The organism is Rhizobium sp. SU303, assembly GCF_021052345.1.
GTDB lineage: Bacteria > Pseudomonadota > Alphaproteobacteria > Rhizobiales > Rhizobiaceae > Rhizobium > Rhizobium laguerreae.
On record NZ_CP088096.1, the window covers coordinates 76,667 to 97,815 of the forward strand.

The 21,149-nt window shown below is 61.6% G+C and carries 18 protein-coding genes; 12 read left to right on the forward strand and 6 right to left on the reverse strand.

Annotated features, from left to right (window positions below; all coding sequences use genetic code 11):
* Positions 1-168: 168 nt before the first annotated feature.
* From RlegSU303_RS24970 to RlegSU303_RS24980, 3 genes are read left to right on the forward strand one after another with little or no spacing between them, the layout of a single operon-like run.
* Positions 169-1,359 carry a sialidase family protein gene (locus RlegSU303_RS24970; RefSeq protein ID WP_131627323.1) on the forward strand — a complete coding sequence of 397 codons (1,191 nt, stop codon included), beginning with the start codon at positions 169-171 and terminating at the stop codon, positions 1,357-1,359.
* 2 nt (positions 1,360-1,361) lie between these two features.
* Positions 1,362-2,321 carry a 4-hydroxythreonine-4-phosphate dehydrogenase PdxA gene (gene pdxA, locus RlegSU303_RS24975; protein WP_131627321.1) on the forward strand — a complete coding sequence of 320 codons (960 nt, stop codon included), beginning with the start codon at positions 1,362-1,364 and terminating at the stop codon, positions 2,319-2,321.
* Positions 2,318-3,439, forward strand: a complete 1,122-nt coding sequence (locus RlegSU303_RS24980; RefSeq protein ID WP_131627319.1) for an iron-containing alcohol dehydrogenase — start codon at positions 2,318-2,320, stop codon at positions 3,437-3,439. The genes pdxA and RlegSU303_RS24980 overlap by 4 nt, the downstream gene beginning before the upstream one ends.
* A 192-nt stretch (positions 3,440-3,631) precedes the next feature.
* Here RlegSU303_RS24980 and RlegSU303_RS24985 read toward each other — a convergent pair whose 3' ends face one another.
* From RlegSU303_RS24985 to RlegSU303_RS24995, 3 genes are all read right to left on the reverse strand, one after another.
* Entirely contained in the window at positions 3,632-4,336 is a 705-nt protein-coding gene (locus tag RlegSU303_RS24985) for a FadR/GntR family transcriptional regulator (protein WP_027664892.1), read from the reverse strand.
* 3 nt (positions 4,337-4,339) lie between these two features.
* A complete protein-coding gene (locus RlegSU303_RS24990; RefSeq protein ID WP_131718470.1) occupies positions 4,340-5,368 on the reverse strand; it encodes a four-carbon acid sugar kinase family protein in 1,029 nt (342 codons plus the stop codon).
* Positions 5,369-6,271: 903 nt separating this feature from the next.
* Positions 6,272-7,339 carry a class I SAM-dependent methyltransferase gene (locus RlegSU303_RS24995; protein ID WP_131718484.1) on the reverse strand — a complete coding sequence of 356 codons (1,068 nt, stop codon included), beginning with the start codon at positions 7,337-7,339 and terminating at the stop codon, positions 6,272-6,274.
* Between the two features lie 191 nt (positions 7,340-7,530).
* Between RlegSU303_RS24995 and RlegSU303_RS25000 the strand changes: the two genes are divergently transcribed.
* Positions 7,531-8,595 (forward strand): GlxA family transcriptional regulator, encoded by a 1,065-nt coding sequence (locus tag RlegSU303_RS25000; RefSeq protein ID WP_017956536.1) that lies wholly within the window; start codon positions 7,531-7,533, stop codon positions 8,593-8,595.
* Positions 8,596-9,042: 447 nt separating this feature from the next.
* On the opposite strand, the gene RlegSU303_RS25005 is transcribed toward RlegSU303_RS25000, so the two are convergent.
* On the reverse strand, positions 9,043-9,333 hold the full coding sequence (locus tag RlegSU303_RS25005) for an I78 family peptidase inhibitor (RefSeq protein WP_026158181.1): 291 nt from the start codon (positions 9,331-9,333) through the stop codon (positions 9,043-9,045).
* A gap of 97 nt (positions 9,334-9,430) precedes the next feature.
* Between RlegSU303_RS25005 and RlegSU303_RS25010 the strand changes: the two genes are divergently transcribed.
* Complete coding sequence (locus tag RlegSU303_RS25010; RefSeq protein WP_231283889.1) at positions 9,431-9,961, forward strand: S-methyl thiohydantoin desulfurase domain-containing protein; 531 nt, start codon at positions 9,431-9,433, stop codon at positions 9,959-9,961.
* Here RlegSU303_RS25010 and RlegSU303_RS25015 read toward each other — a convergent pair.
* A complete protein-coding gene (locus RlegSU303_RS25015; RefSeq protein WP_131718469.1) occupies positions 9,956-11,185 on the reverse strand; it encodes a flavin monoamine oxidase family protein in 1,230 nt (409 codons plus the stop codon). The genes RlegSU303_RS25010 and RlegSU303_RS25015 overlap by 6 nt on opposite strands.
* A gap of 100 nt (positions 11,186-11,285) precedes the next feature.
* On the opposite strand from RlegSU303_RS25015, the gene RlegSU303_RS25020 reads away from it, so the two are divergent.
* The gene (locus RlegSU303_RS25020) at positions 11,286-12,827 is read left to right on the forward strand and encodes a cation:proton antiporter (protein WP_131718468.1); all 1,542 of its coding nucleotides are present in this window, start codon (positions 11,286-11,288) and stop codon (positions 12,825-12,827) included.
* 88 nt (positions 12,828-12,915) lie between these two features.
* On the opposite strand, the gene RlegSU303_RS25025 is transcribed toward RlegSU303_RS25020, so the two are convergent.
* Complete coding sequence (locus RlegSU303_RS25025; RefSeq protein WP_131620666.1) at positions 12,916-13,974, reverse strand: LacI family DNA-binding transcriptional regulator; 1,059 nt, start codon at positions 13,972-13,974, stop codon at positions 12,916-12,918.
* Between the two features lie 244 nt (positions 13,975-14,218).
* On the opposite strand from RlegSU303_RS25025, the gene RlegSU303_RS25030 reads away from it, so the two are divergent.
* From RlegSU303_RS25030 to fba, 6 genes are all read left to right on the forward strand, one after another.
* The gene (locus tag RlegSU303_RS25030; RefSeq protein WP_025397348.1) at positions 14,219-15,202 is read left to right on the forward strand and encodes an autoinducer 2 ABC transporter substrate-binding protein; all 984 of its coding nucleotides are present in this window, start codon (positions 14,219-14,221) and stop codon (positions 15,200-15,202) included.
* A 126-nt stretch (positions 15,203-15,328) separates the two neighbouring features.
* The gene (locus RlegSU303_RS25035; protein ID WP_131718467.1) at positions 15,329-16,843 is read left to right on the forward strand and encodes a sugar ABC transporter ATP-binding protein; all 1,515 of its coding nucleotides are present in this window, start codon (positions 15,329-15,331) and stop codon (positions 16,841-16,843) included.
* The gene (locus RlegSU303_RS25040) at positions 16,836-17,864 is read left to right on the forward strand and encodes an ABC transporter permease (protein ID WP_131718466.1); all 1,029 of its coding nucleotides are present in this window, start codon (positions 16,836-16,838) and stop codon (positions 17,862-17,864) included. Before RlegSU303_RS25035 ends, RlegSU303_RS25040 begins: the two co-directional genes overlap by 8 nt.
* Positions 17,864-18,850: an ABC transporter permease gene (locus tag RlegSU303_RS25045; protein ID WP_131718465.1), complete on the forward strand. Its 987-nt coding sequence runs from the start codon at positions 17,864-17,866 to the stop codon at positions 18,848-18,850. The genes RlegSU303_RS25040 and RlegSU303_RS25045 overlap by 1 nt, the downstream gene beginning before the upstream one ends.
* A 10-nt stretch (positions 18,851-18,860) precedes the next feature.
* Positions 18,861-19,709 (forward strand): sugar phosphate isomerase/epimerase family protein, encoded by an 849-nt coding sequence (locus tag RlegSU303_RS25050; RefSeq protein ID WP_094088125.1) that lies wholly within the window; start codon positions 18,861-18,863, stop codon positions 19,707-19,709.
* Positions 19,710-20,081: 372 nt separating this feature from the next.
* Positions 20,082-21,146 (forward strand): class II fructose-bisphosphate aldolase, encoded by a 1,065-nt coding sequence (fba, locus tag RlegSU303_RS25055; RefSeq protein ID WP_131718464.1) that lies wholly within the window; start codon positions 20,082-20,084, stop codon positions 21,144-21,146.
* Positions 21,147-21,149: the final 3 nt, after the last annotated feature.

Consider the following 21,149-nt stretch of genomic DNA (forward strand, 5'->3'; position numbering starts at 1 on the left):
AATTAAATATTCGGAACTATCATTTTGTACAAAATTTACCTTCATAAAACCACCTAATTTCAAATACATGCATCGATAATTTGGACCGTCAATGGCAAATGTGTGAGTTTTTCAAACTTGACAACTTTTTTATTTTGGTGATTTTCATGGGGTTAAGAGGAGACCCCGATGACGCCTGAACAGATCGCGACCGTCATGACCGGCACGGTGAAAGCCGCCGGAAACGGACGACACGAGGCCATGCTGGCCTCACCGATGATCCAGAACCACGCATCCTTCTTGCACCTTGCCGTGGATGGCTCGCTGATCTGCGCTTGGTTCGGCGGCACATTGGAAGGAAAGTCGGATATCTCGATCTTTGCTTCGGTTCTGGCGGCGGGGTCAGATAGATGGGGTGAGCCGCAGCGGCTGAGTTTCGATCCTGACCATTCTGAGCAAAACCCGGTTCTGTTTGCGGCGCCCGGTGGCGGCCTGTTTCTGTTCCACACCTCGCAGCCTTCCGGCAATCAGGACGAATGCCGTATCCGCATGGCCGAGGTAAAGCGCGATGCCTCCGACCAGACAAAGCTGACAACGGGCGACGGGCGTTACCTCGACCTTCCGCGGGGCTGTTTCGTTCGCGCACCGCTGACGATTCGCGACGATGGCGCTTGGCTTCTGCCGATCTTTCGCTGCATCCAGCGGCCGGGCCAGAAGTGGAACGGCAGCCATGACCGCGCCGCCGTCGGCATTTCCGAAGATGGCGGCAAGACCTGGCGTCTGGAAGATCTTGAGCATTCGATCGGCTGCGTACATATGAGTCCGGTGTCCATTGGCGACGGAAAATTTGCCGCCGTGTTCCGTCGCAGGCAGGCCGATTTCGTCTATCGCACCGAGAGCGCCGATGGCGGGCGTACGTGGTCTGTGCCGCAGGCGACCGACGTGCCCAACAACAATTCATCGATCGCCGCGATCCGCCTGAAAGATGGCCGTATCGCAATGATCTGCAACCCGATCAATGCGGACATGTCCGCAGATCGCCGCGCCTCGCTTTACGACGAGCTGGGCAAGCACGACGATCGGCCGGATGCCAACCCGGATGGCGGCTGCGTGCCGATCTGGGGCGTGCCGCGCGCACCGGTCAGCGTCTGCATTTCCGATGACGGGGCAAAGAGTTTTTCGCAACGAATCATCATCGAGGAAGGTCTGGGCACCTGCCTGTCGAACAATTCGATCGACGGTCATAACAAGGAAATGTCCTATCCGTGGCTGCTCGAGGGAACCGACGGCAGTCTTCACATCGCCTATACTTATTACAGGCGCGCCATCAAATACGTTCGTCTGGCGCCAGGCTGGGCCAGTGCAGTAGCCGGAGAATAATCATGAGCAATATCATCGGCATCACCATGGGTGACCCTTGCGGCGTCGGACCAGAAATCACGGTGCGGGCACTGGCCGAAATGGGCGATACGGACCGTGCCGCCACCCGCATCTACGGCAACCTGCCGACGCTGGAAGCGGCCCGCAAGGCGCTGAACGTCGTTATCGATCTTGCACCCTACGTCGTTGATCTGCCGATCGAAGGTGCACCGCTGCCATGGGGCCAGATGTCGCCGGTCGCCGGTGATGCGGCTTTCCGTTTCATCGAAAAGGCGGTCCGCGATGCTGAAGCTGGGGTGATCGGCTGCATCGTCACCGCGCCGATCAACAAGGAAGCGCTAAATCTTGCCGGCCATCATTACGACGGCCATACCGGCATGCTGCGCAGCCTGACGAAATCGGCGGCCGCCTATATGCTGCTGGCGTCCGAAAAGCTGAAGGTCATCCACGTTTCCACCCACGTCTCCCTGCAGGAGGCGATCCGCCGCGCGACCAAGGAGCGGGTGCTGGCGACCATCAGAGCCGGCAATGACCACCTAAAGCGCACCGGTTACGAGCGCCCGCGCATCGCGGTTGCCGGCATCAACCCGCATTGCGGCGAGAACGGCTTGTTCGGCACCGAGGATGACGACCAGATCGCGCCGGCCGTGGCCGCCGCCCGAGCCGAAGGCATCGATGCTTATGGTCCGATCTCGGCCGACACGGTGTTCCACCGCGCCTATTCCGGCGGCTTCGATCTCGTTGTGGCGCAATATCACGACCAGGGCCATATCCCGATCAAGCTCGTCGCCTTCGATACGGCCGTTAACGTCTCCGTCGACCTGACGATCGACCGCACCTCAGTCGATCACGGCACCGCCTTCGACATCGCCGGCAAGGGCATTGCCAACCACGGTAACATGCTGTCGGCCATCGCCTACGCCCGTAAGCTGGTTGCAGACGGTAAAGGAGAGCAGGTATGAGCAGCGTTCCCGTCATCATCCTGCATCAACCGAAACGGCTTATCGTCGGCGCCGGAACGATCGGCGAGGTCTGCACCTGGGCCGGAGAGGTTTCCTCGACGCTGGTGATTGCCACGCCGATCACCGCGGGCTTCGTCGACCGGCTGAAACTGCCGGGCAAGGTCGCCGTGTTCGATGCCATTCCCGGCGAGCCGGAGATTGCAACGCTCGACGCTGCGCTGGCAGCGGCGCGCGCGGCAAAGCCGGATCTGGTGGTCGGTCTCGGTGGCGGTTCCGTCATGGACGTCGCCAAGCTGCTCGCTGCCCTTTGGGACAGCGAGCAGACGTTGGCCGATGTCGCCGGCTCCAACAAGGTAGCAGGACGCAGCACGCGTCTGGCGCAGATCGCCACCACGGCCGGCACTGGCTCGGAAGCGGGCATCCGCTCGCTAATCACCGACCCGATCAAGGGCGCCAAGATTGCGGTCGAAAGCCCACATCTGATCGCCGATCTTGCCGTGCTCGACGCGGAACTCACCTATTCGGTGCCGCCGGCCGTGACCGCTGCAACCGGCGTGGATGCCATGGCCCATTGCGTCGAGGCATTTACCAGCAAGCGCGCGCATCCGATGATCGACGGCTTTGCCCGCATGGGCTTTCACCTCGTCGGCAAATATCTTGCCCGCGCTGTGAAGGATGGATCCGACCACGAAGCCCGCGAGGGGCTGATGCTGGCGTCCTATTACGGGGGCATCTGCCTCGGGCCGGTGAATACGGCGGCGGGCCATGCCATCGCCTACCCGCTCGGCACGCTATTGCACCTGCCACACGGGCTCGCCAATGCCATCGTGTTTCCGCACGTGCTCGCCTTCAACGAGCCAGTGGCGCAGGAAAAGACCGCAGAGGTGGCGCAGGCGCTGGGCCTCGGTCACGGTCTTTCGCAGGCGAATCTGCGCGCAGAGGCCCTTGGTTTCTGTGCCGATCTCGGCATCGAGATGTCACTGGCGAAACACGGCGCGACCGAAGCCGACCTGCCGCGCTTTGCCGCGGATGCGCATGCCATCCGCCGCCTGATGGACAACAACCCGGCTGATATGAGCGTCGATGACGTTCTGGGAATATATCGGGCCAGCTTCTGAGACGCCAGCCTTGAGGACGAAGGCGGTGCAGTGATGCGCCGCCTTTTTTGTTTTTGGGGAGTGGATCGTAGTGGAGGGCTAATCTGGGCGAATAGTCGAGGCCTAATCGAGGCAAGCGGTGACCACCCCTTGTGATGGGGCCGAAGGGCGACGACAGGCCAGAAGGGACTGCCAACAGCCTGGACAGCCGCCCTACTGATGTGACGACTGGAACAGCCTTTCGCGCGAGCCCTTCAGATGCTCCAGCATCAAGCGTCGCGCTTCGTCCTCGTCGCGGTTGGCGATGGCTGTCGCAATCGCTTCATGTTCGGCGAACACGCGGGACAGGCCGGATGCTTCTCGTTTGATCGAGGCGCCGTGGAACTTCATGCCGACAGCAATGTGGTCCTTCAGCGCTTCCATGGCAGTGGAGAAATAGTTGTTCTGCGCGGCGCGGGCGATGGCGAGATGGAACTGGAAGTCAGCGTCCTCACGATGCGATTGGCGGTTCGTGGCATCGCGCAGCAGTTCCAGCGCCTGACGGATCGCTTTCAGACTGTCGGCATCGTGGCGGATTGCGGCGGCCGCGGCGGCTGTCGGTTCCATCGTCAGGCGGAACTCGTAACAGTTGAGAAGGTCGGCGACATTTTCCAGCTGGCCGAAACCGAGCGGATTTCGCAGGCCGACCGAGCGGACGAAGCTGCCGGCACCGCGACGCGAATAGATCAGGCTCTGGTCCCGCAGGCGTTTCAGCGCTTCGCGGATGACCGGGCGAGAAACCTCGAATTCTGCAGCAAGATCATGTTCGGTCGGCAGGCGCTCGTCGGGCTTGTAGGCACCAGACTTGATGGCGCGCAGCATGCGTTCGAATACGATATCGGCAAGCCCCCTTCGGACGGTTCCAGTTTCCAGTCCCATATCTCAACCCGCCTTCCGCAGCACCATTTCTGCAATGTTCTTCAACGTGTCCGGCTGACCAAATCCGCCGGATTTGGCAATGATGCAACGCCCATTTGCGGACGCTAGACCGAGACCCGGCAGGCATTCGCCATGCAGCCGCATTCGCGACAGCCCAAGTCGGCGCAGCACTGCTTCCGCCGTTGCTCCTCCAGACAAAAGAAGTGTACCGTCATTGCGGACAAGGTATTCTAGCACACCATCGGCCAACGCATCCGCCACGGCTTTCGGACTGACGCCTTCTGAGCCTGGCGTCGCCTGAACGAGCGTTAATTCGGCATCGGTCGCCGGGGATCCGTTGAAGATACCGTTCGGGGCTGGCAAATATTGTAAGGCCAAGTTCATGCGCAAGTGCTCGACCTGCGCAAGCGTGATCGGGTCCCGCGAGCCGATCACAAAGGTGATCCGGCCGGTCGGGATGGTTGCCGCTTGCGCCTTGGCCATCGCCGTCATTCGGCACGCGAGTGCTTCGGCAAGGCCACGCGCGCCAACCAATAGGTCTGTGCCGTCGGTTTCAGCAATCTGGAGAACGGCCTCCATGTCAGCGGACGAACGGGTATCCGGCGCGCTGGCACGGCCGGCATGCGCCCCAAGCCTGTCGGCAATGTCGATCGGCGTGGCGACACCGAAACCTGTCACTCTGCCGGCTTCGACGAAACGATCAAATTGAGGAATGGCCGGTGCAACAACGGCCCGAGAATAAGGTATTGCGTCAAGTTCGGCGGCGATATTGCCCTTGAGCCGCGAGTCGACTTTCTTGAACAACCGCGTTCCCGCCGGCAACAGAGCGACGACGGCAGCGGTAGCCGCCCGCGCTTCGTCCGGACTAATCTCGCGAGTATCAAGGTTAATTGAAAGGACGTCGGGCGCGCTCTTCACGATGTCAGCGATAGCTTCTTGATGAAGAGCAACTTCCGTGTAGAGACCCCGGCCGGCAAACGGCGCTGCCGAGTCTAACGCACCGGTCAGATCGTCTGCGAGGATCGCTAGCATTCACTTTGTCTCACACCATGTTGTAATCTTTATACATACGGCTTGCGCTTAAATGTCAACGCTTTCGGCATCGAGAATTACATATCATCGGCTTTCGCACCTGCAGATATCCGTGCTCACCCTCGTACACTGGGTGGTTTAGTCCCTGGGTCTTATGGCGTATTCTTGTCGCGATCGCAGAGGGAGTCTCTATGGGCCAATTTCTTCATGGGCAGCGCCAAGACCACGTACGTCGTTCGAGCAGGGCTACCGTTATCGGAAGCTCCCAACCGAGGCGCTTGCACGGCGATACGGCACCAACGAGAGAACCGTGAGGAAATGGCGATCTCGACTAAGCGAGCTCGTCGGCGCTTCGAAATGGGCAAAGCCGCGTCGCTGGCTCAAGCTGTGCGGCTGCTGCTGGAGGGAGGGGTTCGGGCCGTGACGCATCCGGACCGAGAGCGTGGGTGCATGATCTCCAGCGGCACGACAGCCTGCCATCCAGACCACGCGGCGCTTGCCCCTGATGCAGCTGCCCGACGTGATGCCATGCGCGAACGCATCGCTGACGCACTTTCATCTTTCGCAGCTAAGGCCGACGCGCACCGTCTCGCACGTTCCTTATCGGCTGTCATGCAAGGCATCTCGGTCCAGGCGCGCGACGGTGCGACGCCGATGGAGTTACAGAGATCGTTGAAGAGGTGGTTTCGGGTGTCGAAGCGCGGCGTCCGCGGGACGCACGAAGACTTTCATCGCGCCCGAAGAGTGACTGAGTACCGGGCTGCGGCCGATATCGACCCGGCGCCATTCATTCTCTATCTCGACGACCTCTGGCCGGGTTCGGTGGCAATGCAGGCTCCGTCCAAACATCGGAGGGCCTGCATTGGTCGTGCCAAGACCGGCGCCCTCAGTCGCCGGTCTCTGTCAGAGGCGGGCTTCGAGGATCAGGTTGAACGGCGTCTGCATCGCCTTGCGGAAGCGGGTGAAGCCCGCCTTGCGGAAGATGTCCTTGAGCCTTGCCTCGCCGGCCTGGGCACCCAGCACGGTGTGACCTCCATCAGAAATCGCATGGGCGCAGCAAATCGTCGTCGAAGCGGCATAGTAGAGCCGGCCGACAGGCGAGATATTGTCCTCTACCCTGTCGTTGGCGAAGGGCTCGACCAGCATTACACTGCCGTCCTTGGCAAGGGCGTTGGCTGCATGCGTGGCGGCTGCCACCGGATTACCCATGTCGTGCAGGCAGTCGAAGAAGCAGATGAGGTCATAGCCCTTCCCCGGATAGTTCTCCGCCCGCGCGGTCGAAAAGGTCGCGCGATCAAAAACGCCCGCCTCGCTCGCCACTTTGCGTGCTTCGTCGACCGACTTCTCGTGCGTGTCGAAGCCGTGGAATTTCGACTTTGGGAATGCCTCCGCCATCAGCACCGTCGAATGGCCGTGGCCGCAACCGACATCGGCCACCAGTGCGCCTGCCTTCAGCTTCTCCACCACGCCATCGAGCGCCGGTAGCCATTCCGGCACGAGGCTGGCGCGGTAGGCGTTGCGGTAGAAGGAAGCGACGCCGCAAAAGAGTCGGCCATCATGGTCTCCCCAAGGGATGCCGGCGCCGGTGCGGAAGGCCTCGAGCGCCTTTTCCTCGTCGGCCCACATGGAAGCGGGCGTTGCCCAGGCATTCGGGATGAAGACGGGGCTGTCCTCGTTCGCCAGCACGAAAGCCTGTTCCGGCGTCAGCTCATAGGTGCCGCTGACGGCATGATAAGTGACATAGGCACCGGCCACCTGCGAATTCAGCCATTCGCGCACATATCGTTCGCTGCAGCCGGCGCGGCTGGCGATTTCACGAGATGTGAGCGGCCCGCGGTCGGCCATTGCCTTATAGAGACCGAGGCGGTGGCCGAGGCTGACCATGACCCCGCCATAGCCGGCGGAAAGATCGCTAACGACGCGACCGACCAGCGTCTCGAGCTTTGCACTGTCGATGGTCTTGGTCTGCATGGTATCCACGATGTTTCTCCCTGGTTGGAAACCTCCGTTCGAGGTGAGGGGAGGATCGCAGGCGACGAGGGGGAGCGGCAGAGCGGTGCAGGCCATGATCGGGCCATTTACGCCACGCAAAGCCGGAAGCTGTCGCGTTCGACGTGGCCCCCGCTGCGCTCCGGGGTTATTATTGCTGCAAAGGGGAACCGATGATGACGAGAACGCAGCAGGAGGCTGAACGGGCGCTGGGGCCGCAGCCGCTCCATGTCAGCCTGGTGGCGCTGCCGGAGGCGGCACTATCGACGTTGAGCGGTATCTTTGATGTAATGAACGCCTTTTCCATCGTACCTCCGGACGGCGGCATTACGAAGACACCACCTTTCCACGTCGAGATCGTCGGCGAACGGGCCGGCCCGCTGACGCTCGCCAGCCGCGTGCCGATTGTGGTGCAGCGGCCGATCGCCGAAATCGACCGGACCGACATCGTCATCGTGCCGTCAGTCGTGCTCGGGCCGGAAGGCTGGGTGAAGCGCCGCTATCCTGCGCTGGTGGAATGGTGCCGGAGGATGCACGCGAAAGGGGCGCTGATCTGCTCAGCCTGTTCGGGAATCTTCCTGCTTGCCGAGACCGGGCTGTTCGATGGCGCCGATGCCACCGTCCATTTCGGCTATGCCCAGACGTTCCGCGACGCCTACCCGCAGGTCCCGATCCATCCGGAACAGGTGCTGGTGGTCGCTGGCCAACGGGACGAGTTGATTACGTCCGGCGCCTCGATGACATGGCACGATCTCGTGCTCTACTTGATCGCCCGCCATGCAGGGGCGACGGCGGCGCAGACGGTGGCCCGCTATTTTGCGCTGCAATGGCACCAGGACGGCCTGGCTCCCTACATGGTCTTCGAGGGGCGGCGCGACCACCGCGACCAGGCGATCCAAACTGCACAGGATTGGCTTGCCGCCCATTATTCCGTCGCCAATCCGTTGGAGGAGATGGTCAAGCGGGCGGGGCTGACGGAACGGACCTTCAAGCGACGGTTCACCCAGACGACCGGCATGAGCCCGATCGCCTATGTTCAACGGCTGCGGATCGAGGAGGCGAAGCGGCGACTAGAGCGAACTGAGGCTTCCGTCGACGAGATAAGTTGGCAGGTAGGGTACGAGGAGTCCGCCTTCTTTCGACGTTTGTTTAGGAGGATAACAGGCTTGGCTCCGGGGAACTATCGCCGCCGGTTTCAGGTGCCGGCCTATGCTAGGCGGCCTTCTAGTAGCAAATAGAATTTGGCCAATCATTTCCCCTGTTGAGCATGACATTTGGTCGGAGGATGTGCAGCAATCAGCGTTCTGCGGCTGCTCGACAAGAGAATTGTGCAGCCTAGCATATTCCGTGAGCAAGACCGGCTGCCACCCGCCTGACGGATGACTTTGCCCCACATGGCGACGAACCGACCACAGCGCCTCGACGCAATGATCCTTCTTGAAGCCGTGTTTCCGTGCATCGGGCAGGATCCGCGCGGGGAGCATAGAACCTCATGGTCTGGAAGTTGCTGGCGGCCTTCTGTTTGGGAAGCATTTGATGAACCAATCGAACACGGCGCGATTAAAAGCAGCAAATCCTAAAGCTCGCTCTCGGCTGTTCCCCTCTGGAGGTTTTGACCTTCACATCTCAAGGGCCGCGGCTCTCCACTGGCCCTTTTCTGGCGGCGTTGCAGCGATCGAGGCGTCTTAGCCGCACCTGGCTCCAACAACCCGACCGGACGCAGGATCGGTCTCGATCGTCACCCGGTCCTCCCTGAAGTCATGGGTCACCATCTGACCCGGCTCGATCTGGCGAACGGTCTTCGAGTTCGTGATCCGCATCGCCTCGACGTCTGTCGGCTTTGGCTTGCCAATGAGGCTTTGGGCGGCGTCAGCATTGCACGGCCCTTTGCGCGGCGTTGTCGAAGCAGTATCGGCACTGCATGAGGCCAGAACTGAAACCAGTGCTACGACAAGTAGTGGGACGGGCTTGAGCATGGAATATCTCCTTCAGGATCGCTGTAATCGTTAGTCGAGCTCAGCCAACAGAACCTTCAGGGGCGTCTAAGCCCGATCTGCCGCTGGCCTTTGTTTCGTGATTGATATTTGCGACTATGACTACGCCGCAAGTGACATGCCCTCGGCCTTTGCCTTGCAGATGGTAACGTTCACTAGGCAACTCCGCCACGCCCAGGTTCGCTGCGACGACAAGGGCAACGCATTGGTGCTCGAAACGGTCAGCAATGCCTGGACGGAGCGCCTGGCACGTGCCGCCACCGTCGAGATGGGCGGCTCGGCGCTGCTCGCCTTCTACCCGATGAGCGGCAGGCAGGCCAAGGCCTGCGTCGTTTGCGGCACGCTCTCGCTCTGCGCCAATCTGGGCTTGGAGTTGCGTGAAAGCCGTCTTTCGAACGGCGATCCGGTCGGCGCGATTGCTAACAAGCTCGGCGCCTCCGTCCTCTTCGACGGTCGCCTGACGGACATGGACCGCCGTGCGGTCGGCGGCTTTGCCCGATTTATAGTTGCACATAAACAATCCGAAACCGGGCAAATCATGAAATTCTGCCAGCTGGTGATGGTCAGCCGGAGCGCTGAGGGTCACGAGATGCACCCTTCTATCTCATGAGGGTGGTAGAACAGCTGCAGCCTGGTCGGCGGCCCGCAACCCGCTTTCCCATGCGCCATGCGCAGTCGAAAAGTCGGATTGATGCGTCGCCTCGCCGGCGAAAAACAGCCGGTCGCCGACCGGGCGCCCCAGGACTGCACGTGCGCCGGCATGGCAGGGCAGCGCATGGCTGTAGGAGCCGCCTATCCAATCGGTACGACACCAGGAAGAGGCTGCCAGGGGCCGCAGGTGGCGGCGGATGTTGCTGCCGAGCAGTGATGAAAGCTGGTCGAGAGCGAAGGCAAATGCCTCCACCAAACCCGCACGTTCGATGACGACAGCGCCGGTTCCGCCAAAGAAGCCTTCGATGATCGGCCGGCCGAATGGCCGGATATAATAGCTGCCGGTCTCGGCATTTTGCGGGTCGCCGAGCAGATGGGTTTCCGGCTCGAGACCATGATTGCCATGGAGTTCAAAAAACAGCTTGTCTGCGAGGCCAAGCGGCAGCTGACTCGCGGCGTGGAGGTGATCGTCGGCCTCCGGGTCGAAGATAATGGCTCCGCCGGCCAGAACGGTGCTCGATGCCGTGATGATCGCGGCACCTGATGTGACAGGACCGCGGTCGGTCTCCAGTTGGATGCCGTTTCCGGTCATTGCCACGCGTCGAACGGGAGTCGAAAGGCGCAAGGCCACATTCGGAACGGCCGCGCCGATCAGACTTCCATAGCCTTCACGCACCCGCCAATTGGCGTCGGTCGCCGCACTGTTATAGGCAAGAAAGTCAGAGACCGACAGCCGATCGAGCGGTGCGCCGTTCAGATATCCGCTGAGGGACTGGCAGTAAGCGTTCCATTTGCCGCCCGGCTCCAGCGCGTCCGACGCCCTGTCGCTCGCGGGGGGGCTGGCCCGCATCCGCTCCTCAAGCGCGGTCCAAGCGGCTGCCGCCGCCGCGCGCTCATCCGGTGTGAAACCGAGATCGCGCCACTGGCTCTGCCACGCCGTAGTTCCGCGCTCGATGTTGAACCCGGAGGTACGGCCGATGGCGACGAGAGGATTGCGCTCGGCAGAATGCAGCCAGCCACACCCCATATCCAGCGGCATTCCGGCCAATTCGATTGTCCAGGCTCGTCCGCCAACGCGGTTGCTGGCCTCCAGGATGATGACCGAGCGGCCGGCATCGGCCAGGCTTTTTGCTGCTGCAATGCCGGCCGCGCCAGCGCCGACAATCGCAACCTCGTAGTCCATGATCGCCCTCCGCCGCTGCATCAGCAGCTTGATACGACACAAGTTTTACATCGGGGCTGCACCCGCTTCAATGTGCCCGAAAGCCTGCTAGTATGCTGAAATGACGTTCTTCGAAACACTTGTTGCATTGCTGGCGGTTGCCATCCTGTTGCTGCAGGTGACGCGTCGCACGCGCCTGCCCTACCCCGGCATCCTGGCTGCCGCCGGCGTCGCAGTGGCGATGCTGCCCGGCGCGCCCACGATCCCCATCGATCCGCCGACGGCGCTTGCCCTGTTCATCGCCCCCGTCCTTGTCGACTCGGCTTATGATTTCCCGGTGGGTGCGGCCCGGCGCATGCTGCTGCCGCTGTTCTTCTATGCCGTCGTTGCCGTTTTCGTCACGACAGGCGTGGTGGTGTCGATCAGCATGCTGACAGTCGGGCTTCCGATTGCGGTTGCGGTCACACTCGGCGCAATCGTTGCGCCGCCCGATGCCGCAGCCGCCACGGCGGTCCTTTCCAATTTGCCTGTCGCGCGCCGTGTGGATGCCCTGCTCAAGGGAGAAAGCCTGTTCAACGATGCGACCGCACTGCTGCTTTTCGGGGCCGCGCTCACTGTCCAGGCGCGGGGTGGGCTGGATGCCGGGACGGCGCTTCAGGTGGGGTTTGCCGCACCTGGAGGAATCCTGTTCGGCCTCGTCTTCGGCTTTTTCGTCTCGCGGCTTCGGCCGATAACCGAAAATACGGTTGGTGGGACCCTGCTTCAGTTCGTCTACGCTTTTTCGACCTGGCTGATCGCCGAGCATCTGCACCTGTCGGCTGTCCTTGCCACAGTAGCGAGCGCAATGACCATCGCCACCCTCTCTTCAGTCGAGGATTCGCCGCGGATGCGGGTGCATTCCTTCGCGGTCTGGACGACTGTCGTCTTCCTGTTGAACGTGGTGGCTTTCCTGCTGATGGGGCTGCAGGCGCGCCGCATCATCGAGACGATGTCGGCTGAAGAGCTTCAGCGGGCGATGGGATTTGCCGTCATCGTGGTGGTCGGCGTCATCCTGGCGCGCATGGCGATGGCGTTCCTGCTTCACGCCGTCGTCGCGTCTCGCCACCGAAGAGGCAATGAATTGGCGCCTTTCACATCAGGGGAAACCTTGCTGGTGGGTTGGGCCGGTATGCGCGGCCTCGTTACGCTGGCGACGGCCTTCGCGCTCCCTGCCGACTTTCCCGAGCGAGACCTGGTCGTGCTCACGGCCTTCACGGTGGTGCTCGCAACCCTGGTCATTCAAGGGGCGACCTTGGCTCCGATGATCCATCTCCTGAAACTCGGTCGGCAGGCAGAAGTCCGCGATGAACTCAAGGCGGCCCGAAGATCGCTCGCCGAAGCCGCCTTTCAGCGGCTTGAGAAGGAAGACGGCACCGAGGCCGAAGCGATCCGGACGATCTGCAAGGAACATTGGGCCGCATCAAGCGGTGCAATCAAGACCTCGCCGCTCGATCGCCGCCGCGACCTGACGATCGCCGCCGTCCTCGCCCAGCGCCAGCGCCTTGAGGAATTGCGCGACACGGATCAGATCGGCGCGACGCAATATCTCGAGCTGCAGGAGGACCTGGACTGGAAGCAGCTCTCCGTCGGCTCCGATGAAGATCGCCGCATCACAGAAAGCTAGATCCGATAAGGCAGTTGTCGATGCCAACACGATCGGCATCAGCCAGTCCGTTGCTTCGTCAGCCCAGCGTCTCCGACGAAGCAGGAGGCTACTCGATATCCCTCAGTGCATCGAGTGGGCCGGTCAGCGCCGTGCGTGGGGGCACGAGGGTCGGCCGCACCAGATGCGTGATTGGCGGGCCGCGGTCTGCGTCGAGGATCGCAAACCCCTTGGTGATCATCGCCTCGCTGTCCTGCCGGATCATGAAGACGGGGAAAGGTAGGAAGGAGCCGAAGGGATCGTAGTCGTAGCAGCCGACGATGATATCGGCGAAGGTCTCATGCGGGTGCAGGGCGAGGAAGCGCATCAGCCCTTCGAGGTTGATCGAGGAATTGACGAAGAATGCGCGCGGCAGCTTTCCATGGCCTTCGTAGAAGGCTTCGAAGGCGCGCGCCGTCATGGCGGGGGAATAGCCGGTCGGCTGGATGCAGACGTCCGGATCCGCGCCCAGCAATGCGCGCTTTACGTCGCGAAAGCCGCGAATTCGCTCATGGCTGGCATGGTCGTTGCGGCCGCCGAACAGGTACAGATCGTCGGGTGAAAGTGGGCCATCCTCCTGCGCGCGTTCGATGATCGCCTGTGTCAGCATGCGCGCACCTTCATGATTGTCGCTGATGATCGACGGCGCCAGCGTGCCCGGCAGATCGATGTTGACGTGCTTCAGCCCAGCCTTTTCGCAAACCTTGTGCACGCCATCCGGATCGGTTGCGCCGGCGATGAAAAGCTCGTCGATCGAATAGGAGATCAGCGTCTCGACAACCTTGCGCTCCTCCTCCGGATCGCGACAGGCGCTGACGACGAGAGGGCACTGGCCGCGGCTTCTGACCTGCGCCTCGAAAGACTGCGCCATCGAGGAGAAATAGCGGTTGTCGTGCACCGGCAGCAGAAGACCGACGAGACCGGAGCGGGACGAACGCAAGCCGCGGGCCTGCAGATTTGCCGTATAGCCGTGCTCGTTTGCCAGATTCTGAATGAGCTGCGCCGTCGCCTCTTTGATACGCCGTTTCCGCCAGCTTCCGTTCAGCACGGCGCTCACGGTGGAAGGCGACGCACCCGATAGGATCGAGAGATCGTAGATGGTCGCCTTCTTCCTGCTGACGTTGGTCATATCGCGCCTTCCTTTGTCGCTTCCCTTAGAAACAAACCCCTCTTGACGAAAGCCCCGCCTTGATCGATAGTCATTGCACCATCGATTGTGCAAAAAAGAAAGATCGATTGTGCAAAGATGGTTCGCCGGAGGAGGCGGGATGGGAGGCAAGGGTATTCCCTCGCCAAGAAGCAATCAGGAACAACCTGCCGCAAACCGGCCGGTGGTCGTCGTTCGTATGAGCGACCTTTGAGGAGGAGTGAGGATGAGGAGCCTTATCGTAGCGGCGTTTGCCGCATCGCTGTCGCTTGCCGGGGCGGTGGTCGCGTTTGCGCAGGACGCGCCGAAGGTCGGCGTTGTCGTCAAGATCGGCGGCATTCCCTGGTTCAACGCGATGGAAGCCGGGATCAAGGAACAGGGCCAGAAACTGGGGGTCGATGCCTTCATGATTGGCCCGACCAGCGCCGACCCGGCGCTGCAGGTGCGCGCCATCGAGGATCTGATTGCCCAAGGCGTCAAGGTCATCGGCGTGGTTCCGAACGATGCCAAGGTGCTCGAGCCCGTGCTGACCAAGGCGCAGGCCGCCGGCATCAAGGTCATTACGCATGAATCGCCCTCGCAGAAGGGCGCCGACTGGAATTTCGAGCTCGCATCGGCCACCGGCTTCGGTGAAGCGCATGGCAAGCTGCTCGCCGAGAAAATGGGCGGCAAGGGCGAATATGCCGTCTTCGTCGGCTCGCTGACCGTGCCGCTGCACAACGCCTGGGCGGATGCCGCAATCGCCTATATCAAGGCGAATTACCCGGACATGAAGCTCGTCGGCGAGCGCTACGGCGTGGCGGAAGACGTCGACAAGAGCCGCTCGACGGCGCTCGATCTCATTGCCGCGCATCCGGATCTGACCGGCTTCCTCGCCTTCGGCAGCCAGGGTCCGATCGGCGCTGGGCGCGCCATCGAGGAACGCCGCAAGACGGGCAAAATCTTCGTGCTCGGCCCGTTCTCGCCCGGTCAGGGCCAGAAGCTGATCAAGGCCGACGCGATATCGGGCGGCTTCATGTGGAATCCGAAACAGGCCGGCGAAGTCTTCGTCACGCTCGCCGATCGCCTGATCAAGGGCGAGAGCGTCAAGGAAGGTGATGACATTCCGGGTCTCGGCGTGATCAAGCCTGTTGGTAACGACATCATCGTCGATCAGCTGCTGCCGATCAACAAGGATACGGTCGACGACTTGGCCGCAATGGGCCTCTGAAGAGGCCCCCTCCCCGGGTGTCGGGCTGGTCCATGTCGACCGGCCCGGCGTTCGGGAAAGAGAGCGGTATCCGGCCATGGCCGGACCATTTGACTTTTATGGCATTCGACTGGACGGGCAACCGGCATGAACACAGCAACGGATGATGGTGTGAAGGCCACGCCGCTTCTTTCGCTTCGCGGCATCAACATGACATTCGGCGGTGTCAAGGCGCTCAAAGACGTCTCCTTCGAAGTCTTGCCCGGCGAAGTGCATTGCCTCGCCGGCGAGAATGGATCCGGCAAGAGCACGTTGATCAAGGTGATCTCCGGCGTTTATCGGCCTGCAGACGGCGCCGAGATCGTCTTCGACGGTGAGGTGATATCCCAGATGACGCCTGCCATGGCCCAGTCCCGCGGCATCCAGATCATCTGGCAGGACCTCGCGCTTTTTCCGGAAATGAGCGTGGCTGAGAATATCGCCTTCCAGACCCTTTCCGGTTCGCGCCCGCGCTTCGTCAATTATGCCGCGATCCGCGGAATAGCCGAGGAAGCACTCGCCCGCCTCGGCGTCACCCTCGACGTCGACAGACCCCTTAAGGATTTCGCCATCGCTCAGCGCCAGATCGTCGCCATTGCCCGCGCGCTGGTCGGAGAGGCCCGGATCGTGTTCATGGACGAGCCGACTGCCTCGCTCACCCAGTCCGAGACCGATCATCTGCTGGCGATCGTGCGCACACTGTCGGCTTCGGGCGTTGCCGTGGTCTTCGTCAGTCATCGTCTTGCGGAAGTGCTGGAAATCTCCTCGCGCATCACGGTACTGCGCGATGGCGCGCTGGTCGGGGTCTATCCGGTGGAGGGCATGACCCAGTCTAAGATCACCGAGCTGATGACCGGGCGCACCTTCGACCAGAATGTAGTCGCCCGCGACGTATCGCAGAACCCGGTCGTGCTTTCTGTCAGCAAGCTTTCCCGGCCTGGCGAGTTCGAGGACATCTCCTTTGATCTGCGCCGTGGCGAGACGCTCGGGATCACCGGCCTGCTTGGCTCCGGGCGCACCGAACTTGCCCTCACGCTGTTCGGCATGCGCCGGCCCGCCTCCGGAACGATCGTGTTGGAGGGAAAGCCGGTGCGCTTTGCCTCCAACCGCGAGGCGATCACATCAGGTGTCGCCTATCTCTCCGAGGACCGCCTTTCGCTCGGTCTCAACCAGCCGCAATCCATCGCCGACAATCTGGTCATGGCCTCGCTCAACCGCATCCTGAGCGGCCGGCTCATTTCGCCTGAAAAGAAGCGCTCGCTCGTCGCGCGCTGGATCGCCGATCTCGGCGTTAGGATCGGCAGGCAGGACGATGCGATCTCGACGCTTTCGGGCGGCAACCAGCAGCGCGTCGCCATTGCCAAATGGCTCGCCACCGATCCAAAGGTGCTGATCCTCGATGCGCCCACGGTGGGCGTCGATGTCGGCGCCCGCGCCGGCATCTTCGAAATCGTAGCGCGCCTTGCCGAGGCGGGGCTTGCGATCATCCTCATCTCGGACGAGGTGCCGGAGGTCTATTTCAACGCCGATCGGATCATCCATATGGAAAAGGGCCACATGGCCGGCTGGTACGATCCGCGCGCGACCACACTGAAGGACCTGGAGGCGACGGTTTATGCGTAAGCTGTTCCTGGCCTATACGACGGAATTCGTGCTGTTTGCCGTCATCATCGCGATGAGCATTGTCCTGGCTTTTACGACCGACCGCTTCATCACGCTCGGCAATGGGTTCGACCTGCTCAACATTAGCGCGGTCAATATCATCTTCGCCGTCGGCCTGCTCGTGGTGCTGATATCAGGCGGCATCGACATCTCCTTCGCCGTCGCCGCCTCGATCGTGCAATATGTCACTGCACTGGCGCTTGAGCGGATCGGCGGGGGCGGCTGGGTGTCCGGTCTGCTGATCGCGGCCGGTATCGGCATGGTGCTCGGGATGATCAACGCCTTCCTGATCCACCGCTTCCTGATCATCTCGATCGTCGCGACGATCGCGACCTTCAACGTCTATTTCGGCCTGCTGATGTTCTTCACCAAGGGCGTGTCGATCTACAATCTGCCCGACTGGCTGACGACCCGCGTCATCATCTACGAGCGCGAAATGGCCGATGGGAGCTGGGCTGAGATCACCTTGCCGGTTGTCGTCATGGCCGTCTGCACGCTCGCCACCTGGCTCTTCATTACCCGCACGACCACCGGCCGGCAGCTCTATGCCTTTGGCGACAATCCGGAAGGGGCGCGCCGCTTCGGCATCAATATCGGCGCCATGCAGTTCATCGCCTTCGGTTGGCTTGGATTGATGGCAGGCATCGCCGGTCTCATGCAGGCGCATTATGCGCAGGAGGTCGTGCCGAACGCACTTTATGGCCGCGAGCTCGATGTCCTGGCTGCGGTGGTACTCGGCGGCGCGCGGCTGGGCGGCGGCAAGGGCTCGGTGCTCGGTTGCGTGCTGGGCGTGCTGCTCGTCTCGATCACCCAGAACGGCCTCAACCTGATGGGCGTCTCGCCCTTCGCCTTCAAGATGATCGTCGGCGCGATCATCCTCGTTGCGATCACCTTGTCGAGCGCCCGCATCGGCAATCTGGTGCCGGTGTTTGCGACCCGCAAATTGACCGGCGACAGGCCTGCAGACAGGGGAGAGAGCTGATGAACGCGCTCGCCGCCCGCTTCAACGCCATCTTCGGGGCCGACATGGCCGGTCCCCTCGCCGCACTGGCGGCCGTGCTGATCGTCTTCGGTGTCGCCTCGCCGCATTTCCTCACGAGCGCGACCTTCGGATCGGTCGCCTTTCAGCTTCCCGAGCTTGGCATCCTGACGCTTGCCATGCTGATGCCGATCCTCACCGGCGGCCTCAACCTTGCGATCACCTTCACCGCCAACATCGCCGGCCTGACGCTCGCCTGGACGCTGCAGGCCAATGGCGGCATCGATGCCGGCCCTAGCGCCTTCCTGCTCGGTTCGGCTCTGGCACTTGCCGTCGGCGCGGCAAGCGGCCTGGTCATGGGGCTGGTCATTGCCTTTACCCGCGCCCACCCGATCCTCGTTTCGCTGTCGATGATGATCTTCCTGCGCGGCCTCGGCGAGTTCCTGACACGCGGCGGCGATATCTCGGGCTTCCCCACCTTCGTCGCTCCGATCGGCCACGGCAGCATCCTCGGCATCCCGGTACCTTTGTTGATCCTGATCGCCTGCGTGATCGCCAGCCACGTCCTGCTCTCGCGCTCCAAGCTCGGCTTTTCCACCTACATGATCGGCTCCAATATCGAGTCTGCCCGCTATTCCGGCATCAACACCCGCAAGGTCCTGGTGCTGGTCTACATGCTTTCCGGCGTGATGGCGGCGGTTGCCGGCATCATCATGCTTGCGCGCTTCAATTCGGTGCGCGTCGGCCACGGTGAGTCCTATCTGCTGATCACCGTGCTCGCCTGCTTTCTCGGCGGCATCAATCCTTTCGGCGGCTTCGGCCGCGTCCTCCCCGTTTTCGTGGCGCTCATCGTGCTGCAGCTCCTCTCTTCGGGGCTCAACCTGCTCGGCGCCAACCAGCACCTCACCACCGCCGTCTGGGGCATCCTGCTCATCGTCGTGATGGTGCTGCGGTGGCTCTCGGCCAAGTTCATCAGAATCGTGAAATAGGAGATACGACATGGAAGGTTTCGGCGTTCACACCAGCATGTGGACCATGAACTGGGATCGGGCAGGCGCCGAGAAGGCGATTGCCGGAGCCGTGCACTACAAGATGGATTTCATCGAGATTGCGCTGCTGAACGCGCCTGCCGTCGATGCGAAACACACCCGCGACCTGCTTGAAAAGCACAAGCTGCGCGCCGTCTGCTCGCTCGGCCTACCGGAACATGCCTGGGCTTCCGTTCGCCCGGATGCGGCGATCGAGCATCTGAAGGTCGCGATCGAAAAGACCGCGGAAATGAACGCGGAAGCTCTGTCCGGCGTCATCTTCGGTGGCATCGGCGAGCGTACCGGCGTGCCGCCGACGCAAAGCGAATACGACAACATCGCCAAGGTGCTCGACACGGCGGCAAAACATGCGAGGAAGTACGGCGTCCAGCTCGGCGTCGAGGCCGTGAACCGCTATGAGAACCACCTGATCAATTCGGCGCAGCAGGCCGTCGACATGGTGGAGCGTGTCGGCGCGGACAATATCTTCGTCCATCTCGATACCTACCACATGAATATCGAGGAGAAGGGTGCGGCAAACGGCATCCTGATCGCCCGCGACCACCTCAAGTACATCCATCTTTCCGAAAGCGACCGCGGCACGCCGGGCTACGGCAATATTCCGTGGGATGCGATCTATGCTGCGCTCGCCGCAATCGGCTTCAAGGGTGGGCTTGCAATGGAAAGCTTCATCAACATGCCGCCTGAGGTCGCCTATGGCCTGGCAGTCTGGCGCCCCGTTGCACGCGATATGGAAGAGGTCATGGACAAGGGCCTGCCGTTCCTGCGCAATAAGGCGGAACAATACGGTCTGATCTGACCCGGTTTCCGGATGTTGCCCATTCGGCTTCATCAACCTTAAATCGAGGCTGATGTCGCCTCTGCCATTGGCCATAAGCCACAACCGCGCGGCCACATGGGTGCCTAGCTCAAGAGATCTCGCCATCGCCGGAAAGGACCGTGACGGCGGCCCGTCTCTTCAGCGCATGCCTGAATTTCATTCGGCTGGGGCAGGCGAAATGTCTCTCGAGAAATATCATGCCCGTTGTGATATTGTTATTATTGCTTGTTACATTCCTCCTCCTATGCCATTTTGCCTATTAAAATAAGTCGCTTGAACGGCTCACGCCCGGGCTCTAGTTTCGAAGAGATGGCGGCGTTTCGATCGACCATCGATATGGGGGAATCTTGGATGGCACGCATTACGCTGAGGCAACTGCTCGACCATGCTGCGGAGGAAGGCTACGGCGTTCCCGCTTTCAACATCAATAATATGGAGCAGGCGCTCGCCATCATGGAAGCCGCCGACGCGTGTCATGCGCCGGTTATCATGCAGGCGTCGCGCGGAGCCCGCGCCTATGCCCATGACATCATGCTGAAGCACATGATGGATGCCGTCGTCGAAATCTATCCGCATATTCCCGTCTGCGTGCATCTCGATCACGGCAACGATCCCTCCAACTGCATGACGGCGATCCAGGCGGGCTTCACCTCGGTGATGATGGATGGTTCGCTGAAGGCGGACGCCAAGACGCCCGCCGACTGGGCCTATAATGTCGGCGTCACGAAGATGGTGACTGACATGGCGCATTTCGGCGGCATCTCGGTGGAAGGCGAACTCGGCGTTCTCGGTTCTCTGGAGACCGGCATGGGCGAGGCCGAGGACGGCCACGGCGCCGAGGGCAAGCTTTCACATGACCAGCTGCTGACTGATCCGGACGAAGCCGTGAAATTCGTGCGCGAAACCAAAGTCGATGCGCTCGCCATCGCGATGGGTACATCGCATGGCGCCTACAAGTTCACCCGCAAGCCGGACGGTTCGGTGCTGGCGATGAACGTCATCGAAGAAATTCACCGTAAGCTCCCGAACACGCATCTCGTCATGCATGGCTCATCCTCGGTCCCGATCGAGCTGCAGGAGATCATCAACAAGTATGGCGGTCAGATGAAGCCGACATGGGGAGTGCCGGTCGAAGAAATCCAGCGCGGCATCAAGAACGGCGTGCGTAAGGTCAATATCGACACCGATGGCAGAATGGCGATGACCGGTCAGATCCGCCGCGTGCTGCAGGAGGACCCAAGCGAATTCGACCCGCGCAAATATCTGAAACCGGCAATGACGGCGCTGACCAGGCTCTGCAAGGAGCGCTTCGAACAGTTCGGCACGGCCGGTATGGCCGGTCGAATCAAGCCCCTTCCCGTTTCGGAAATGGCGAAGCGTTACAAGTCCGGTTCCCTTGATCCGGCTTTCTCCTGAAAC

What these genes read in the sequence shown, in the direction of transcription:
- RlegSU303_RS24990 (WP_131718470.1), bottom strand. Translation starts at nt 5,368, where the DNA reads ATGCTAGCGATCCTCGCAGACGATCTGACCGGTGCGTTAGACTCGGCA.
- RlegSU303_RS24970 (WP_131627323.1), top strand. Translation starts at nt 169, where the DNA reads ATGACGCCTGAACAGATCGCGACCGTCATGACCGGCACGGTGAAAGCC.
- RlegSU303_RS25005 (WP_026158181.1), bottom strand. Translation starts at nt 9,333, where the DNA reads ATGCTCAAGCCCGTCCCACTACTTGTCGTAGCACTGGTTTCAGTTCTG.
- fba (WP_131718464.1), top strand. Translation starts at nt 20,082, where the DNA reads ATGGCACGCATTACGCTGAGGCAACTGCTCGACCATGCTGCGGAGGAA.
- RlegSU303_RS24985 (WP_027664892.1), bottom strand. Translation starts at nt 4,336, where the DNA reads ATGGGACTGGAAACTGGAACCGTCCGAAGGGGGCTTGCCGATATCGTA.
- RlegSU303_RS25000 (WP_017956536.1), top strand. Translation starts at nt 7,531, where the DNA reads ATGATGACGAGAACGCAGCAGGAGGCTGAACGGGCGCTGGGGCCGCAG.
- RlegSU303_RS25025 (WP_131620666.1), bottom strand. Translation starts at nt 13,974, where the DNA reads ATGACCAACGTCAGCAGGAAGAAGGCGACCATCTACGATCTCTCGATC.
- RlegSU303_RS25020 (WP_131718468.1), top strand. Translation starts at nt 11,286, where the DNA reads ATGACGTTCTTCGAAACACTTGTTGCATTGCTGGCGGTTGCCATCCTG.
- RlegSU303_RS25030 (WP_025397348.1), top strand. Translation starts at nt 14,219, where the DNA reads ATGAGGAGCCTTATCGTAGCGGCGTTTGCCGCATCGCTGTCGCTTGCC.
- RlegSU303_RS24980 (WP_131627319.1), top strand. Translation starts at nt 2,318, where the DNA reads ATGAGCAGCGTTCCCGTCATCATCCTGCATCAACCGAAACGGCTTATC.
- RlegSU303_RS25035 (WP_131718467.1), top strand. Translation starts at nt 15,329, where the DNA reads ATGAACACAGCAACGGATGATGGTGTGAAGGCCACGCCGCTTCTTTCG.
- RlegSU303_RS24995 (WP_131718484.1), bottom strand. Translation starts at nt 7,339, where the DNA reads ATGCAGACCAAGACCATCGACAGTGCAAAGCTCGAGACGCTGGTCGGT.
- RlegSU303_RS25040 (WP_131718466.1), top strand. Translation starts at nt 16,836, where the DNA reads ATGCGTAAGCTGTTCCTGGCCTATACGACGGAATTCGTGCTGTTTGCC.
- pdxA (WP_131627321.1), top strand. Translation starts at nt 1,362, where the DNA reads ATGAGCAATATCATCGGCATCACCATGGGTGACCCTTGCGGCGTCGGA.
- RlegSU303_RS25045 (WP_131718465.1), top strand. Translation starts at nt 17,864, where the DNA reads ATGAACGCGCTCGCCGCCCGCTTCAACGCCATCTTCGGGGCCGACATG.
- RlegSU303_RS25015 (WP_131718469.1), bottom strand. Translation starts at nt 11,185, where the DNA reads ATGGACTACGAGGTTGCGATTGTCGGCGCTGGCGCGGCCGGCATTGCA.
- RlegSU303_RS25050 (WP_094088125.1), top strand. Translation starts at nt 18,861, where the DNA reads ATGGAAGGTTTCGGCGTTCACACCAGCATGTGGACCATGAACTGGGAT.